Here is a 14,679-nt window from a genome sequence, read left to right on the forward strand (position 1 = left end):
GGCGTCCCTCACGGGCCGAAGCTGGACTCCGGCGGGGTCTGGTCGTTCTGCAGGGCGCCGAACAGCGCCTGGGCCCGGGTGCGGTCCCAGCGCAGGTTCGACCCGCCCGCACTGCCGCCGATCGGGACGGTCGTCTGCACGCCGTCGCCACCGGAGACGCCCTTCATCCCCCAGGCCAGGCCGGCGAGGTTCCAGATGTGGTCGGAGTCGTCGACGGTGATCGTCCCGGTCACCGCGGACGCCAGCGGGACCATCCGGAACGGGTTGATCAGGGTGAGCGGGCTGGTGGCCTTGCCGAGCAGCGCGGAGAGGAACTCGCGCTGCCGCTTGACCCGGTCGAAGTCCGAACCGGGCGTCGCGCGGGTGCGAACGTAGCCGAGCGCGGTCGTCCCGTCGAGCTCCTGGCAGCCGGCCTGGATGTTCAGCCCGGCCTTCGGGTCGTCGATCGCGCGGGGGACGCACATGTCCACCCCGCCGACGGCGTCGACCGCGCCGACGAACCCGCCGAAGCCGACCTCGACGTAGTGGTCGATGCGCAGGCCTGTGGCACCCTCGACCGACTCGACCAGCAGCTCCGGCCCGCCCAACGCGAACGCGGCGTTGACCTTGTTGCTGCCCTTCCCGGGGATGGGCAGGTAGGAGTCGCGCGGGATGGAGACGAGCACGCTCCCGGAGCTCCCGGTGTGCAGCAGCATGATCGTGTCGGTGCGCTGGCCCGCCGCATCACCGGTGGCGAGGCGCTCCTCGTCCTCGGCGGAGAGTCCCTCGCGGCTGTCCGAGCCCACGATCAGGTAGTTCGTCCCCGACGACGACGCCTGGGAGTCCGCGGGCAGCGCCTGCACCCGGGTCATGTTCTGGTCGAGGTAGACGCCGAACCCGACGAACGCGACCAGCAACAGGATCAGCACGGCCTTCCAGCGCCCGCGGGTGGCCCGGCCGACGCGGCGCCAGTCCGGCATCGACGGGCCACGGGTGACCCGGCCGTCGCGGGGCGCCTGCGACGCGGGATGCACCCCGGCCCCGGCTCCTCCTGCTCCGGATCCGGCGGGGCGCGGCATGACCACCAGGCGCGCCGGCGCGGCGGCCCGGGTCGGCGGCGATGCCCCGGCGGCGCGGCCGAGCGGCGGCTTGCGCAGCGGTCCGCGGCCCCCGCGTGAGGGCGGTGCCCCGGGCTGCTGCTGCGGCGGGGACGGCGGCGGGAGCGGACGGCCCCCGTGACCGGGCAGCGGGTTGCGGGGCTGGTTCGTCCAGCCGGGACTGCCGGGCCGGGCGGGACGGCCACCGCGCGGTGGCTCGCCCTGCGGCGGACGCCCGCCCGCGGGGGGCGGGCCGCGGAAGTCTCCGGCCATGCCTGTCCCACCCTCCGATCCGCCCGGGGTCAGGGCGCTGGTCGCCGACGATACTGCGCACCGGCGTCTCGGGGACGCCGGGCGTGAGGGGCACCCCGTCGACCTGCGGTTCCACCCGACCGGGTCCGCGGGGGATGATCGTCGCCGATGGACCTACCCCTGCACGAGGACGACCTGGACGCCGAGGGCGTGATCCGGGCGTCGGCGATCACCCCGCACCGCCCGGACATGCCGTCCGCGGCGGTGCTGTGCTGGTTCCCCGAGGTCGTCGCCGACGTCGGGACACGCTCCGCGGCGGTGACCGTGTTGCGCAGCGAGCTCGGCCGCAGCCCGGTCTGGCGCACGACCGGGCCCGGCGGGACACCGGTCGCGGTGCTGCACCCGGGCGTCGGCGCGCCGCTGGCGGCGATGTTCCTGGAGCACCTCGTGGCGCTGGGCGTCCGCACCGTCGTCGGAGTCGGGGGTGCCGGGGCGCTGCGGCACGAGCTGACGCTGGGGCACGCCGTCGTCCTGGGCAGCGCACTGCGCGACGAGGGCACCTCGTTCCACTACCAGCCGCCGTCGCGCACGATCGACGCCGACCCGGACGGCGTCGACGCGGTGGCCCGGACCCTGGCGGGGGCCGGGGTGCCGTACGTCGTCGGGCGGTGCTGGACCACCGACGCGGTGTTCCGGGAGACCCCGGCGCGGGTCGCGCGACGCCGCGACGAGGGCTGCGCGGTGGTCGACATGGAGGCGTCCGCGCTGGTCGCGGCCGCGCGCCGGGTCGGGGTCGGCTACGGCCAGGTGTTCCTCGCCGCGGACTCGCTCGCCGGGCCGGAGTGGGAGCACCGCGGCTGGACCGATGCCCGCGAGGCCCGGGCCGGCCTGTTCGGCCTGGCGCTGGCCGCCGCCGAGGCCTGGGACACCGACCGCACGGCCGGGACCGCCGACCGCGCGACCGGGCCCGAGGACAGCGCTGCCGGGCCGGACGTGCACCCGGCGAGCGGGGCCGGCACGCCCTAGCGTCTGCGGACATGCGTGTTCTCGTCACCGGCGGTGCCGGATTCATCGGGTCCCACGTCGCCGACCGCTTCGTCGCCGACGGCCACGCGGTCGTCCTGCTCGACGCGCTGCTGCCGCAGGCCCACGGCGGCGAGGCCCCGGAGCTGGACCACGAGCTGGTCCGGGGCGACGTCCGCGACGGCGAGACCCTGTCCCGGCTCCTGCCGGGGATGGACGCGGTCTGCCACCAGGCCGCGATGGTCGGGCACGGCGTCTCCCCCGCCGACGCCCCCGACTACGCCTCCCACAACGACCTCGGCACCGCGGTGCTGCTGGCGCAGATGCACGCCGCCAAGGTGGACCGGCTCGTGCTGGCCGGGTCGATGGTCGTCTACGGCGAGGGCCGCTACGACTGTGCCGACCACGGCGTCGTCCGGCCCGGGCCGCGCGCGCTCGACGACATCGAGGCCGGCCGCTACGAGCCCCGCTGCCCGGAGTGCGGCAAGGACCTCGAGTCCGGCCTCGTCCCGGAGTCCGCGCCGGTCGACCCGCGCAGCACCTACGCCGCGACCAAGCTCGCCCAGGAGCACCTCGCGAGCGCCTGGGCCCGCCAGACCGGCGGCACCGTGTGGTCGCTGCGCTACCACAACGTGTACGGACCCCGGATGCCCCGCGACACCCCCTACGCGGGCGTCGCGTCGATCTTCCGGTCCTCGCTGGAGCGGGGTGAGGCGCCGCGGGTGATGGAGGACGGCCGGCAGCGCCGGGACTTCGTCCACGTCACCGACGTCGCCGCAGCCAACGCGGCCGCACTCGTCGCCGATCCGGAGCCGACCGGTTTCGGCGCCGCGAACGTCTGCTCCGGCGAGCCGCACACCATCGGTGACCTCGCCGCGGAGCTGGCCCGCGCGATGGACGGTCCCGAGCCCGAGATCGTCGGCGGCGCCCGGCCCGGCGACGTGCGCCACGTCGTCGCCGACCCGGCCTACGCCGCCTCCCGGCTGGGCTTCCGCGCCCGGACCAGCTTCACCGACGGGGTGACGGCCTTCGCGACCGACCCGCTCCGTTCACCGATCGCCCCGAACCGCTGAGGGACGCCGTCCGAACCCCCTGCAGGACCGTCCCGCATCCGGCGGGCGGTGGTCCGGCAGAGAGGTGAGGATCGCGACGTGCACCCGGAGATCGTGCTGCCGTGCCTCGACGAGGCGGAGGCGCTGCCGTATGTCCTGAAGCGGATGCCCGACGACTGGCCGGTGATCGTCGTCGACAACGGCTCGACCGACGACACCGCCGCGGTCGCGCGTGGGCACGGGGCACGCGTGGTCGTCGAACCGCGACGCGGCTACGGCGCCGCCGTGCACGCCGGGCTGGAGGCGGCCACCGGTGAGCTCGTGGCCTTCCTCGACGGCGACGGCTCCCTCGACCCCGACGTGCTGCCCGGCATGGCCGAGACCGTCGCGTCCGGCCGTGCCGACATCGCCGTCGGACGGCGGGTGCCGGACACGGCCGGCGTGTGGCCCTGGCACGCCCGCGCGGCGAACGCGGTGATCGCCGGGATGCTGCGCACCCGCGGGGTCCCGGTGCACGACATCGCCCCGATCCGGGTCGCACGCCGGCAGGCACTGCTGGACCTGCAGATCGAGGACCGGGCCTTCGGCTACCCGCTGGAGCTGCTGCTGCGGGCGGGGGGCGCGGGCTGGCGGTTCGACGAGATCCCGGTCGCCTACTCCCGCCGCGCCGGCGGGCGGTCCAAGGTCTCCGGCTCCGTCACGGGCACCGTCCGGGCCGGGCGCGACATGGTCCGGCTGCTGCGATGACCGGCCCCGTGACCACCGTCGTCCTCGCGAAGGCCCCCGAGCCGGGCCGGGTCAAGACCCGGCTGTGCCCGCCCGCGACGCCGGAGCTCGCCGCGGCGATCGCCTCGGCGGCGCTGCTCGACACCCTCGACGCCGCCGCCGGGGTGCCCGGCGACACCGTCGTCGCGTTGACCGGGGACCGGGCCGCCGCCACCGGGGCCACCGAGCTGGCGGCCGCGCTGGACGGGCTCGGCGTCGTCGCGCAGCGGGGGGACGGGCTGGCCGCGCGGATCGCCGCCGCGCACGCCGACGCCCTGGCGCGCCACCCCGGCCGCCCGACCCTGCAGGTCGGGATGGACACCCCGCAGGCGTCGACCGAGCTGCTGTCCCGCTGTGCGGACCGGCTCGCCGAACCGGGGGTGGACGCCGTCCTGGGCCCCGCGACCGACGGCGGTTGGTGGGTGCTGGGACTGCGCGACCCGCTCGCCGCCGCCGCGCTGCACGGCGTGCCGATGTCGACCGCCGAGACCGGCGACCGGACGCTGGACGCGCTGCGTGCCACCGGGCTGCGGGTGGTCCTCGCCGAGCCGCTGACCGATGTCGACACGGCCGCGGAGGCCGTCGCCGTCGCCGCGCAGGTCCCGGGCAGCCGCTTCGCCCGCGCCGTCGCCGAGCTGACCCTGCGATGTCCGGAGGTGTCGGTGTGACCGTGACCGCCGAAGGCTTCGACATGCCGCTGTCCGGCGCACCGTCGCGCCTGCTCTGCGACGACGGCACCGAGATCGCCCTGGACGTCGACCGCTGGGCCGAGGCCGCCGGTGGCTGCGACGACTGGCTGGTCCGCCACTGCACCGGCCCCACCGTCGACCTCGGCTGCGGGCCCGGCCGGCTGCTCGCCGCGCTCGCCGCGCGCGGGACCGCCGCCCTCGGCGTCGACGGCTCCGCGGTCTCCCGGGTGCTCTGCCGCCGCCGGGGCGTCGCGATGGTCCAGGCCGACCTGTTCGGCCCGCTGCCCGGGGAGAGCAGCTGGTCCCATGTGCTGCTCGCCGACGGCAACCTCGGCATCGGCGGCGACCCGGCGACGCTGCTCGCCCGGGCCGCCCGGCTGCTCGCCCGCGGCGGGACGGTCCTGGTGGAGGCCGACCCGCGCGCCGAGCACAGCTGGCGCGGCACCGCCCGGGTGCTGTGCGGCGGCGGAGCGGGCGAGCCGATCCCGTGGGCCGCGCAGGGCGCGGTCCCGCTGGCGGTGACCGCGGGCCGCGCCGGGCTGCGGGTCACCGACGTGCACCTCGGTGCCCGGGTGTTCCTGGAACTGACCGGGCCGTGAGGCGCCTCGTGCGGTGGCGCAGCCCGATCCGGGGGCCCTGGCTGACCTCGATGTTCGCGCTGCCGCTGCTGGTGGGGCTGCCGGTCGTGGCGTTCACCGGGCTGCTGGACCGGCTCGCCTACGGCCGGGAGCAGGCCATCCCGGCCGCCGACGCCGTCGGCGGGCTGCAGCTGCCGTGGGTCGACTGGCCGGTATCACCGGCCTGGCTGTTCCGCCTCACCGAGGGCCTGCACGTCGGGCTCGGCATGGTGCTGGTGCCACTGGTCCTGGCGAAGCTGTGGTCGGTGATCCCGAAGCTGTTCACCCCGCCCGAGCGCAACCCGGTGCTGCTGCTGGAGCGGTTGTCGCTGGTGCTGCTGGTCGGCTCGATCCTGTTCCTGATCGTCACCGGCCTGCTGAACGTCCAGTACGACTACGTCTTCGGATTCTCCTTCTACGACGGCCACTACGCTGCGGCCTGGGTGTTCCTGGCCTCGTTCGCGCTGCACGTGGTCACGAAGCTCCCGACGATGGTCCGCTCGCTGCGGAGCCGGTCGCTGCGCGCCGAGTTCGCGACACCGCTCGCCGACACCCGTCCCGAGCCGGCGCACCCGCTCGTCGCGCCGGTCCCGGACCCGCCGACGATGTCGCGGCGCGGCGCGATCGCCCTGGTCGGTGGCGGGATGCTGTTCGTCGCGGCGCTGACCGTCGGACAGTTCACCGACCAGCTCCGGTCGACCGCGCTGCTGCTGCCCCGGGGCCGGACGACGGCACCCGGCAGCACCGAGCGGGGCGGGCCGAACGACTTCCCGGTCAACCGCACGTTCGTCGCCTCCGGGATCGCGCCGGCCGCGGTCGGGAGCGCCTGGACACTGACCCTGACCGGCGGCGCGGCACCGGTGGTGCTCGACCGGGCGGCGCTGGCCGCGCTGCCGCAGCACACCGCGGAACTGCCGCTCGCCTGCGTCGAGGGCTGGTCGACCTCCCAGGTGTGGACGGGCGTACGGCTGACCGACCTGGCCCGCGCGGCGGGGGTGACCGACCCGGCGACCGCGGAGGTGCGGTCGGTCGAGGTGGGGAGCCCGTTCTCCCGGTCACTGCTCAACCGCGCCCAGACGCTGTCGCCGGACTCGCTGCTCGCGCTGCGGGTCAACGGCGCCGACCTGTCGCCCGACCACGGCTACCCGGCGCGGCTGATCGTCCCGGCGCTGCCCGGGGTGCACAACACCAAGTGGGTCGCGACGATCGGATTCTCCCGTGCTGCTGTCCGGTAGCCGCCTGCTCGCCGCCCTCGGCTGCTTCGCGCTCGCCGGATGGGCGGCGTACGCGATCGTCTCCGGATCCCCGGACCTGGTCAGGATGGCCTGGTGGTTCGCCGGCGCGGTCCTGCTGCACGACCTCGTGCTGTTCCCGCTCTACGCCGCCGGGGACCGGCTGCTGCTGCTCACGCTGCCCCGCACCCGGGTACCACTGGTCAACCACGTCCGGATCCCGGTGCTCGGCTCCGGGCTCGCGCTGCTGATGTTCCTGCCCGGGATCATCGGGCAGGGCGCGCTGAGCACGCTGAACGCGACCGGGCTCGACCAGGAGCCGTACCGGATGCGGTGGGTGTGGCTGACCGTCGTGCTGTTCGCCGTCTCCGCGCTGGTCTGGACGGTGCGGACACTGCTCGCCCGCCGGGCAGTATCGAGGGCATGAGCGAACCCGTCTTCGACAAGCGTGACCAGCTCGACAAGGTCGTCGCCGGCCTGCTGGAGGGCGAGCGGATCATCGCCGTGTACGACGCGATCGGCGCCGGCACCGGATTCCTCGGCCTGACCGATCTGCGGATGGTCCTGCAGGACAACTCCTTCGTCGGCAAGCGCACGGCGATCACCTCGATCCCCTACGGCCGGATCTCCTCGGTCTCCTTCGTCGCCGACCGGAACCTGCTGGGCCGGTTCGCGAGCTCGAGCCAGATCGCGGTCACCGTCGGGACGGCCGTGCACGAGGTCGCCTTCCGCGGCGACGACAAGGCCCGCCACGCCCACGACGTGATCCTCTGGCACCTGACCCGGTCGTGACCGGGGGCACGCTCGGCGGCGGCGGCCCGGCCGGGTTGCGACACTGTGGTCATGAGCACCGGTCCCGTCCCGCCCGCCACCACCCCGGACTCCACCGACGTGCTCGTCGTCGGGGCGGGACCGGCCGGGTCGGCGACGGCGGCGTGGGCGGCGCGGCACGGTCTCGACGTCGTCCTCGCCGACTCCGCGACCTTCCCCCGGGACAAGGCCTGCGGTGACGGGCTGACCCCGCGCGCGATCGCCGAGCTGGGGCACCTGGGCCTCGGTGCCTGGGTGGACTCCCACGGCACCAACCGGGGGCTGCGCGCGCACGGGTTCGGGCAGGTCCTGGAGCTGCCGTGGCCGGGCGGATCGCTGCCGGCGCACGGCTCGGCGATCCCGCGCACCGAGCTCGACGCGGGCATCCGCCGGGTCGCGCTGGAGGCCGGCGCGACCCCGATGGAGGACGCCAAGGCCGTCGACGTGACGTTCTCCGGGGGCCGGGTCGACTCGGTGGTGTTCGACGACGGCCGCTCCGTCCGGTGCCGCAGGCTCGTCGTCGCCGACGGCGCGCGCTCCACCCTCGGGCGGGTGCTGGGCCGCGAGTGGCACCAGGACACCGCCTACGGCGTCGCCGCCCGCGGCTACGTGACCTCCGGCCGGCACGCCGACCCGTGGATCAGCTCGCACCTGGAGCTGCGTGGCGAGGCCGACGAGGTCCTGGCCGGGTACGGCTGGCTGTTCCCGCTGAACGACGGCCGGGTCAACATCGGCGTCGGCACGCTCGCCACCGACCGGCGCCCGGCCAACATCAAGCTGCGCGGCCTGATCGACCACTACGCGAACGCGCGCCGCGCCGAGTGGGAGCTCGGCCCGAAGGTCGAGCTGGTCCGCTCCGCGCTGCTGCCGATGGGCGGGGCGGTGTCCGGCGTCGCAGGGCCGAACTGGGCGCTGGTCGGCGACGCGGCGGGCTGCGTGAACCCGCTCAACGGCGAGGGCATCGACTACGGCCTGGAGACCGGACGCCTGGTCGCGGAGCTGCTCGCCTCGGGTGCGGACCTGGACCGCGCATGGCCCGCGACCCTGCGCTCGCACTACGGCCTGGCGTTCTCCATCGCCCGCAGGCTCGCCGGGCTGATCACGATCCCCCGGCTGCTGCCGCTGGCCGGGCCGGTCGGGATGCGGTCGCGGGCGCTGATGACGGTGGCGCTGCGGGTGATGGGCAACCTCGTCACCGACGCCGACCGCGACCTCACCGCCCGCGCCTGGCGGGCCGCCGGGAAGCTGTCGGTCCGCCTCGACGACCGGCCCCCGTTCCCCGCCGCCGACCTGCGCACACCGGTCGCGGCGCGCTGACCGCGCCGCGGCGCAGGATCACCGGGTGGTGCTGGCGCGCCGTCCACCCGGGTGACCGGCCCCGGACGGTACGGTCCCCGCCAGGAGGTCCGCCGCGACGGCGGACGGCCGGTGCGCGCGCCCGCGGTCCGGCCGCACCAGCAGACCGGGAGGGCCCGTGACCCGCGGCGACGATCCGGAGCGCACCCGCAGGGACGCGTCCGACCCGTGGCGGACGGGGAACCGCCGGCAGCGGCCGCCGAGCGGCCCCGCTCCCGACCTCACCCGTCGCGTCGGCGGGTCCCGGCCCGCACCGCGGCGCGCCGACGAGGACCCGGCCACCCGCAGCAACGCACCGGACGCCACCCGCCGGGTCGGGCCGCCCCCCGGCCCCGGCCGTCCTGGCCCCGGCGGTCCCGGTGGTCCCGGTGGTCCCGCGGACGGGACCCGGCGCCTCGGGCCCGGCGAGGCCCCGACCCACCACCTCGGTACCCCGCCGACCGCGGCCTACGGCGCCCCGCGGCCGTCGCGCCCGGACGCGACCCGGATGATGCCCGCCCCCATCACCGAGCCCGAGCTGCTCGGCGGCCGGTACCGGCTGGAAGGGCTGATCGGCCAGGGCGGGATGTCCGACGTCCACCGGGCCACCGACACCCGGCTCAACCGCCCGGTCGCGGTGAAGATCTTCGGTGCGGCCGACGACCCGAGTGCCGACCAGCGTTTCGAGCAGGAGGCGCAGGTCATGGCGAACCTGCGCCACCCCGGCCTGGTCGCCGTGCACGACTTCGCCGTCGAGGCCGACCGCGCCTACCTGGTGATGGAGCTCGTCGACGGGCCGACGCTCAAGGACGTCATCGCGTCCGAGGACCTGCCGCCCGAGGACATCCGCCGGATCGGCGCCGAGGTCGCCCAGACCCTGGCCTACGTCCACTCCCAGGGCGTCACCCACCGCGACGTCAAGCCGTCGAACATCCTGATCGACTCCGACGGCCGGGCCCGGCTCGCCGACTTCGGCATCGCCGCCCTGCTCGGGGCCGACGGCCACACCGCGGCCGGCGAGATCATCGGGACGCCGGCGTACCTGTCGCCGGAGCAGGTCCAGGGCCGCCCGGTCGGACCGCCGACCGACGTGTACGCGCTCGGCCTCGTGCTGCTGGAGGTCTGGACCGGGCGGCAGGAGTACCAGGGACAGGGACTCCAGGGCGCCGCCGAGCGCGTGAACCGCGCCCCGGTCGTGCCCGCGGACGTGCCCGAGCCGCTGCGGACGGCGATCGCGCAGTCCACCGCCACCGACCCGGCGCGGCGCCCGGACGCCCGGCGCGTCGCCGAGATCCTGGCCGAGCCGACCGCCGTCGCGACACCGGTCGTCGCACCGGAGCCGGAACCCGAGCAGCGCGACCTCGGCTCGTCGGGGATCGGGAAGTGGATCGCGATCGGCGCACTCGTCGTCGCGCTGCTGGTGCTGCTGCTCGGGTTCCTGCTGTTCGGCAACGACGACTCCGACACCCAGGCACCGCCGACCACCGAGACCAGCGCACCGCCCACCACCGAGACGACCACCGAGACGACCGAGGCCCCGAGCAGCGAGAACGGCGGCGGCATCCAGATCCCCAGCAACATCCCGGGTCTGCCGACGAACCTGCCGTCGCTGCCGACCGAGCTGCCGTCGTTGCCGTCGCTGCCCTCGAACCTGCCCGACCCGGGCCAGATCGGGCAGGACGCGCAGGGCTTCTCGGAGGCGATCCAGCGCTGGTGGTCCGGGATCACCGGGAACTGACGTGTCCCGTCCGACCCGGTGCGGCGCGCGCCGGGCCGGACGGGGACCATCGGAGGTGACACGGGCGCGGTCAGTGCCCGGTGACCACCTGCGGAGGGGTTCTCGGTGAGCGCGAGCACGGAGCAGGCGACGACCGACGCGGCCGGCGGTGCGCAGCCCGCACCGGCGGTGCCGGCGCGGCAGGACCGCCGGGCCCTCCTGACCGCGCTCACGGTCGCCCTGGTGCTGCTGTGCGCCGGTGCCGCGGTCGCCGTCTCGATCGGCGACGACGGCTTCTGGCGGCAGAGCGGGCTGCCGGTGCCCGAGCCGGGGCTGAAGGCGGCGACGGTCGTCGCGAAGGCCCTGGCCGTGGCCGCCACCGCCCTCGCCGCCGGATCGCTGCTGGTCGGCGGGCTGGTCGCGGCCCCGCAGACGTCCGGAACGGTCGACGTCCACGGCTACCGCGCGCTGCGCCGGGGCACCCTGGCCGCCACCGTCGCCGGGGTGTCGGCGATCGCCGCGGGCTGGCTGTCGGTGGCCGACATGACCGGCAACTCCCCCGGCGTCCTGGCGTCGGTGGGCCCGTTCGGGTGGCTCGACGCCGCCGCGACGATCGAGGAGCCGCTGGGCTGGGCGCTCGCCGGTGCCCTGCTGCTGCTGGTCGCCCTCGGGTCGGCGTTCTCGCTGAGCTGGAAGGCCGCCGCCGCGCTCGGGCTGCTCGCCGCCTGCGCGATGGCGGTGCCCGCCGCGGTGCACCCCGCCGCGACCGGGGCCGGGCACGACTGGAGCGGCGACGCCAACGTGCTGCGCGCCGTCGCCGGGACCGCCTGGCTGGGGCTGGTCGCCGCACTGGTCGCGTTCCGCGCGCACGGAGGCGTCGTCGAGGGACGGACCGCGGGCCGGGTCCGCGGCCTGCTCGCGGTCGGCGGGGTCGTGTACCTGCTCGGTGAGGTCGTCTTCCAGCTGGTGGTGACCGACGCCGGGCCGCTCGGCGGGTCGCCCTACGTGCGGGTCGCCGTCGTCGTCGCGGTGCTGCTCGCGGCCCTGGTCCCGCTGACCGCGCTGCTGGCCCGCGGGCTCGTCGCCGACCCGGCCGGACCGGTGCCGGCCCGGTTGCTGCCGGTCGTCGCGGTGCTGGGGGCGACGGTGGCGACGCTGGGTGTCGCGAGCATCCGGCTGGTGCCGCCGCGGTTCGTCGTCGCCGACGACTCGGCGCTGCAGACCCTGATCGGCTGGGACATCACCCGGCCGTTCTCGGCGCTCGCGGTGCTCGTCGACTGGCGCTGGAACCTGCTGTTCGGCACCGGCGCGCTGGTGCTCGCCGGGCTGTACCTGGCCGCCGTGCGACGGCTGGCGGCCCGCGGGGTGACGTGGCCGGTCGGGCGCACCGTCGCCTGGCTGCTGGGCTGCGCGACGCTGCTGCTGGCGACGTCGTCGGGGCTGGGCTTCTACTCCCCGTCCATGTTCAGCGTCCACATGATCAGCCACATGACGCTGAACATGCTCGCGCCGATCCTGCTGAGCCTCGGTGGCGCGGTCACGCTCGCGCTGCGGGTGCTGCGCCCGGCGGGCCGCGGCAACCCGCCCGGCCCGCGGGAGTGGCTGCTCGCGGCGGTGCACTCGCGCGTCGCGAAGGTCGTGACGCACCCGGCGTTCGCGGCGATGCTGTTCGTCGGCTCGTTCTACGTCCTGTACTTCACCCCGCTGTTCGACGGGGCGCTGCGGTTCCACTGGACCCACCAGCTGATGAACCTGCACTTCGTGCTGGTCGGCTACCTGTTCTTCTGGCCGCTGATCGGCGTCGACGCCGCCCCGCACCGGCTGCCGCACCTGGGGCGGCTCGCGGTCATGCTCGCGACGATGCCGTTCCACGCGTTCTTCGGCGTCGCGGTGATGAGCTCCTCCACGGTGCTCGGCGAGAACTTCTACCGCCAGGTCGGGCTGCCCTGGGTGGACCTGCTCGACGACCAGCGCACCGGCGGCGGGATCGCCTGGGCGACCGGTGAGATCCCGATGCTGCTGGTGATGGTCACGCTCGTGGTGCAGTGGTCGCGCGACGACTCCCGGGAGGCCGCCCGCAAGGACCGGCAGGCCGAGCGGGACGACGACGCGGAGCTGAAGGCGTACAACGCGATGCTGGAGCAGATGCGGCGGGGCGGGTGAGCGTGGCGGAGCAGCCGCTCGACCTGGAGCTGCTCGGGACGGTCGTCGCGGAGTACCAGGCCGAGGCACGGGTCGGTGCCGTGCGGACCGTGGGCGAGCGGCTGTCCGTCGACCTCGTCCTCGACCAGACCTGGCAGGAGGACGTCGAGGATCTGGCGCGGACGCACGTCCGGATCGACGCCGCCGGCGTCCTCGGCTGGGAGCTCGCCGGCACCCCGGGGCCGGACGTCACGCACCTCGAGCTCCACGAGGAGCACCCGGCGCTCCGCCTGCACACTGAGATCTCGGACTCGGTGTACGTCCGCGGTGCGCCGCCGGAACCGGAGCTGCTGGCGTACCGGCTCCGCATGCTGGTCGAGTCCGAGACCGGCGGCTGGTACCCGCCGTCGGAGTGCTTCCACCGGCTCGACGACCTCCCCGCGCACCTGGCAGGTGGTCGAGGCCTGATCGCGCGGGGGCCGCGCGGCCTCATCGACGGCATCGCCCGGCTGCTCACCGAGGCCGGGGTCACCGAGGCCGGGGTCACCGCGGACGTGGTGCCCGACCGTCATCCCAGGCGCCGGCACGTCACCGACGGCGGCCCGCCGCCCCGGTTCCTCGACCTCGGCGCGGCGGGCCACGTCGTCGCCACCTCGTTCGCGGCACACGGGGAGCTGCCGGTGAAACCCGTGCTCTGACCAACGGCCCCGATCCGGACGACCGGTCTGTCACACCGGACGATCGGACGGGTACCCGGCCACACCACGGCGAAGGCTGACAGCGTGACCGACACATCCACCTCCACCCGTCCGGACCGCACCGCCTGGGGCGCCGTCGGCGTCATGGCCCTCACGAGCTTCGTCCTGATCCTCGCGGAGTTCCTCCCGCCCGGTCTGCTCACCCCGATGGCCACCACGCTCGGCATCACCGAGGGGCAGGCGGGCCAGGCGGTGTCGGCGACGGCGTTCATCGGGCTCCTCGTCGCCCCGACGATCGGCGCGCTGCTCCCGCGGGTCGACCGCCGCGCCCTGCTGACCGTGCTCGCGGCGGCCGCCGCGGTGTCGAACCTGCTGGTCGCGATCGCGCCGAGCTTCGTCGTGCTGCTGGCCGCCCGGCTCCTGCTGGGTGCCGCGATCGGCGGGTTCTGGGCGATGTCGCTGGCGGTGGCGTCCCGGCTGAGCACGCCGGGCCGGCTCGGACGGTCGATGATGCTGGTCAACACCGGCACCACCCTCGCGACGGTCGCCGGGGTGCCGGTGGCCGTCTACCTCGGTGCGCTGGCCGGCTGGCAGGCCGTGTTCGTCGGTGTCGCGGTCCTGTCCGCGCTGACCGCGCTCACGATCCGCACCGTGCTGCCCCCGGTCGCGCCGGACGCCGCCGACGGGCTGCGACCGCTGGTCGACACGCTGCGCGCCCCCGGGATGCCGCGTGGGCTGGCCGGTCACGTGCTGACCGTCCTGGGGCACTTCGCCGCGTTCACCTACGTCCGGCCCGCGCTGGGGACCGTCCCGGGGCTCGACGCGGGCGGGGTGGCCGTGCTGCTCGCGGTGTTCGGCGCCGGTGGGGTGGTGGGCAACCTCGTCGTCGGGATGCTGGTGGACCGGTACCTGCGGCTGGTGCGGTACGCCGTCCCGCTGGTGCTGGCCGCCGGGGTCGCGTCGGTGGCGACGTTCCCCGCGGTGCTGCCGGTCGTCGTCGCGGGTGTCGCGGTGTGGGGGCTGTCGTTCGGTGCCTGGCTGACGGTCGTGTCGACGTGGATGGCCCGGGTGGTGCCGGACCGGATGGAGGCGGGCGGCGGGCTGCTCGTCGCGGGCTTCCAGCTCGGCATCACCGTCGGCGCCGTCGTCGGCGGGCTGCTCGTCGACGGCGTCGGGGTCCGCGTCACGCTGGCGGCGGCGGCCGTGGTGGCGACGGTGGGTGGGCTGGCGTTCGGGTCCGCGCCGCAGGAGCCGAGCCGGTCGTAGGCGGG

General features: G+C 75.7%; 14 protein-coding genes. 13 read left to right on the top strand and 1 reads right to left on the bottom strand.

Going from position 1 to position 14,679, the window contains the following annotated elements; all coding sequences use genetic code 11:
- Positions 1–8: 8 nt before the first annotated feature.
- Positions 9–1,349, bottom strand: coding sequence for an LCP family protein (locus XF36_RS23690; protein ID WP_082375613.1), 1,341 nt, complete (start codon positions 1,347–1,349; stop codon positions 9–11).
- Between the two features lie 147 nt (positions 1,350–1,496).
- On the opposite strand from XF36_RS23690, the gene XF36_RS23695 reads away from it, so the two are divergent.
- The 13 genes from XF36_RS23695 to XF36_RS23755 all read left to right on the top strand — a co-directional run bounded on the left by XF36_RS23695 (position 1,497) and on the right by XF36_RS23755 (position 14,674).
- A complete protein-coding gene (locus XF36_RS23695; protein ID WP_145981479.1) occupies positions 1,497–2,354 on the top strand; it encodes a nucleoside phosphorylase in 858 nt (285 codons plus the stop codon).
- 11 nt (positions 2,355–2,365) lie between these two features.
- A complete protein-coding gene (locus tag XF36_RS23700; RefSeq protein WP_060713666.1) occupies positions 2,366–3,424 on the top strand; it encodes an NAD-dependent epimerase/dehydratase family protein in 1,059 nt (352 codons plus the stop codon).
- A gap of 78 nt (positions 3,425–3,502) precedes the next feature.
- Positions 3,503–4,150: a glycosyltransferase family 2 protein gene (locus XF36_RS23705; RefSeq protein ID WP_060713667.1), complete on the top strand. Its 648-nt coding sequence runs from the start codon at positions 3,503–3,505 to the stop codon at positions 4,148–4,150.
- The gene (locus XF36_RS23710) at positions 4,147–4,836 is read left to right on the top strand and encodes a TIGR04282 family arsenosugar biosynthesis glycosyltransferase (protein WP_060713668.1); all 690 of its coding nucleotides are present in this window, start codon (positions 4,147–4,149) and stop codon (positions 4,834–4,836) included. Before XF36_RS23705 ends, XF36_RS23710 begins: the two co-directional genes overlap by 4 nt.
- Positions 4,833–5,456: a methyltransferase domain-containing protein gene (locus tag XF36_RS23715; protein WP_238589000.1), complete on the top strand. Its 624-nt coding sequence runs from the start codon at positions 4,833–4,835 to the stop codon at positions 5,454–5,456. Before XF36_RS23710 ends, XF36_RS23715 begins: the two co-directional genes overlap by 4 nt.
- Positions 5,453–6,709, top strand: coding sequence for a molybdopterin-dependent oxidoreductase (locus XF36_RS23720; protein ID WP_060713670.1), 1,257 nt, complete (start codon positions 5,453–5,455; stop codon positions 6,707–6,709). Before XF36_RS23715 ends, XF36_RS23720 begins: the two co-directional genes overlap by 4 nt.
- Positions 6,693–7,133 (top strand): hypothetical protein, encoded by a 441-nt coding sequence (locus tag XF36_RS23725; protein WP_060713671.1) that lies wholly within the window; start codon positions 6,693–6,695, stop codon positions 7,131–7,133. The genes XF36_RS23720 and XF36_RS23725 overlap by 17 nt, the downstream gene beginning before the upstream one ends.
- Positions 7,130–7,498 (top strand): PH domain-containing protein, encoded by a 369-nt coding sequence (locus XF36_RS23730; protein WP_060713672.1) that lies wholly within the window; start codon positions 7,130–7,132, stop codon positions 7,496–7,498. The genes XF36_RS23725 and XF36_RS23730 overlap by 4 nt, the downstream gene beginning before the upstream one ends.
- Positions 7,499–7,549: 51 nt before the next feature.
- Entirely contained in the window at positions 7,550–8,833 is a 1,284-nt protein-coding gene (locus tag XF36_RS23735; protein ID WP_060713673.1) for a geranylgeranyl reductase family protein, read from the top strand.
- Positions 8,834–8,990: 157 nt separating this feature from the next.
- Positions 8,991–10,589, top strand: a complete 1,599-nt coding sequence (locus XF36_RS23740) for a serine/threonine-protein kinase (protein WP_060713674.1) — start codon at positions 8,991–8,993, stop codon at positions 10,587–10,589.
- Between the two features lie 105 nt (positions 10,590–10,694).
- Positions 10,695–12,731, top strand: coding sequence for a cytochrome c oxidase assembly protein (locus XF36_RS23745; protein WP_060713675.1), 2,037 nt, complete (start codon positions 10,695–10,697; stop codon positions 12,729–12,731).
- Entirely contained in the window at positions 12,728–13,408 is a 681-nt protein-coding gene (locus tag XF36_RS23750) for a hypothetical protein (RefSeq protein WP_145981480.1), read from the top strand. The genes XF36_RS23745 and XF36_RS23750 overlap by 4 nt, the downstream gene beginning before the upstream one ends.
- Before the next feature lie 84 nt (positions 13,409–13,492).
- Positions 13,493–14,674, top strand: a complete 1,182-nt coding sequence (locus XF36_RS23755) for an MFS transporter (protein ID WP_060713677.1) — start codon at positions 13,493–13,495, stop codon at positions 14,672–14,674.
- Positions 14,675–14,679 lie beyond the last annotated feature (5 nt).

Origin of the sequence: Pseudonocardia sp. HH130629-09 (assembly GCF_001294645.1) — a bacterium.
Taxonomy (GTDB): Bacteria; Actinomycetota; Actinomycetes; order Mycobacteriales; family Pseudonocardiaceae; genus Pseudonocardia.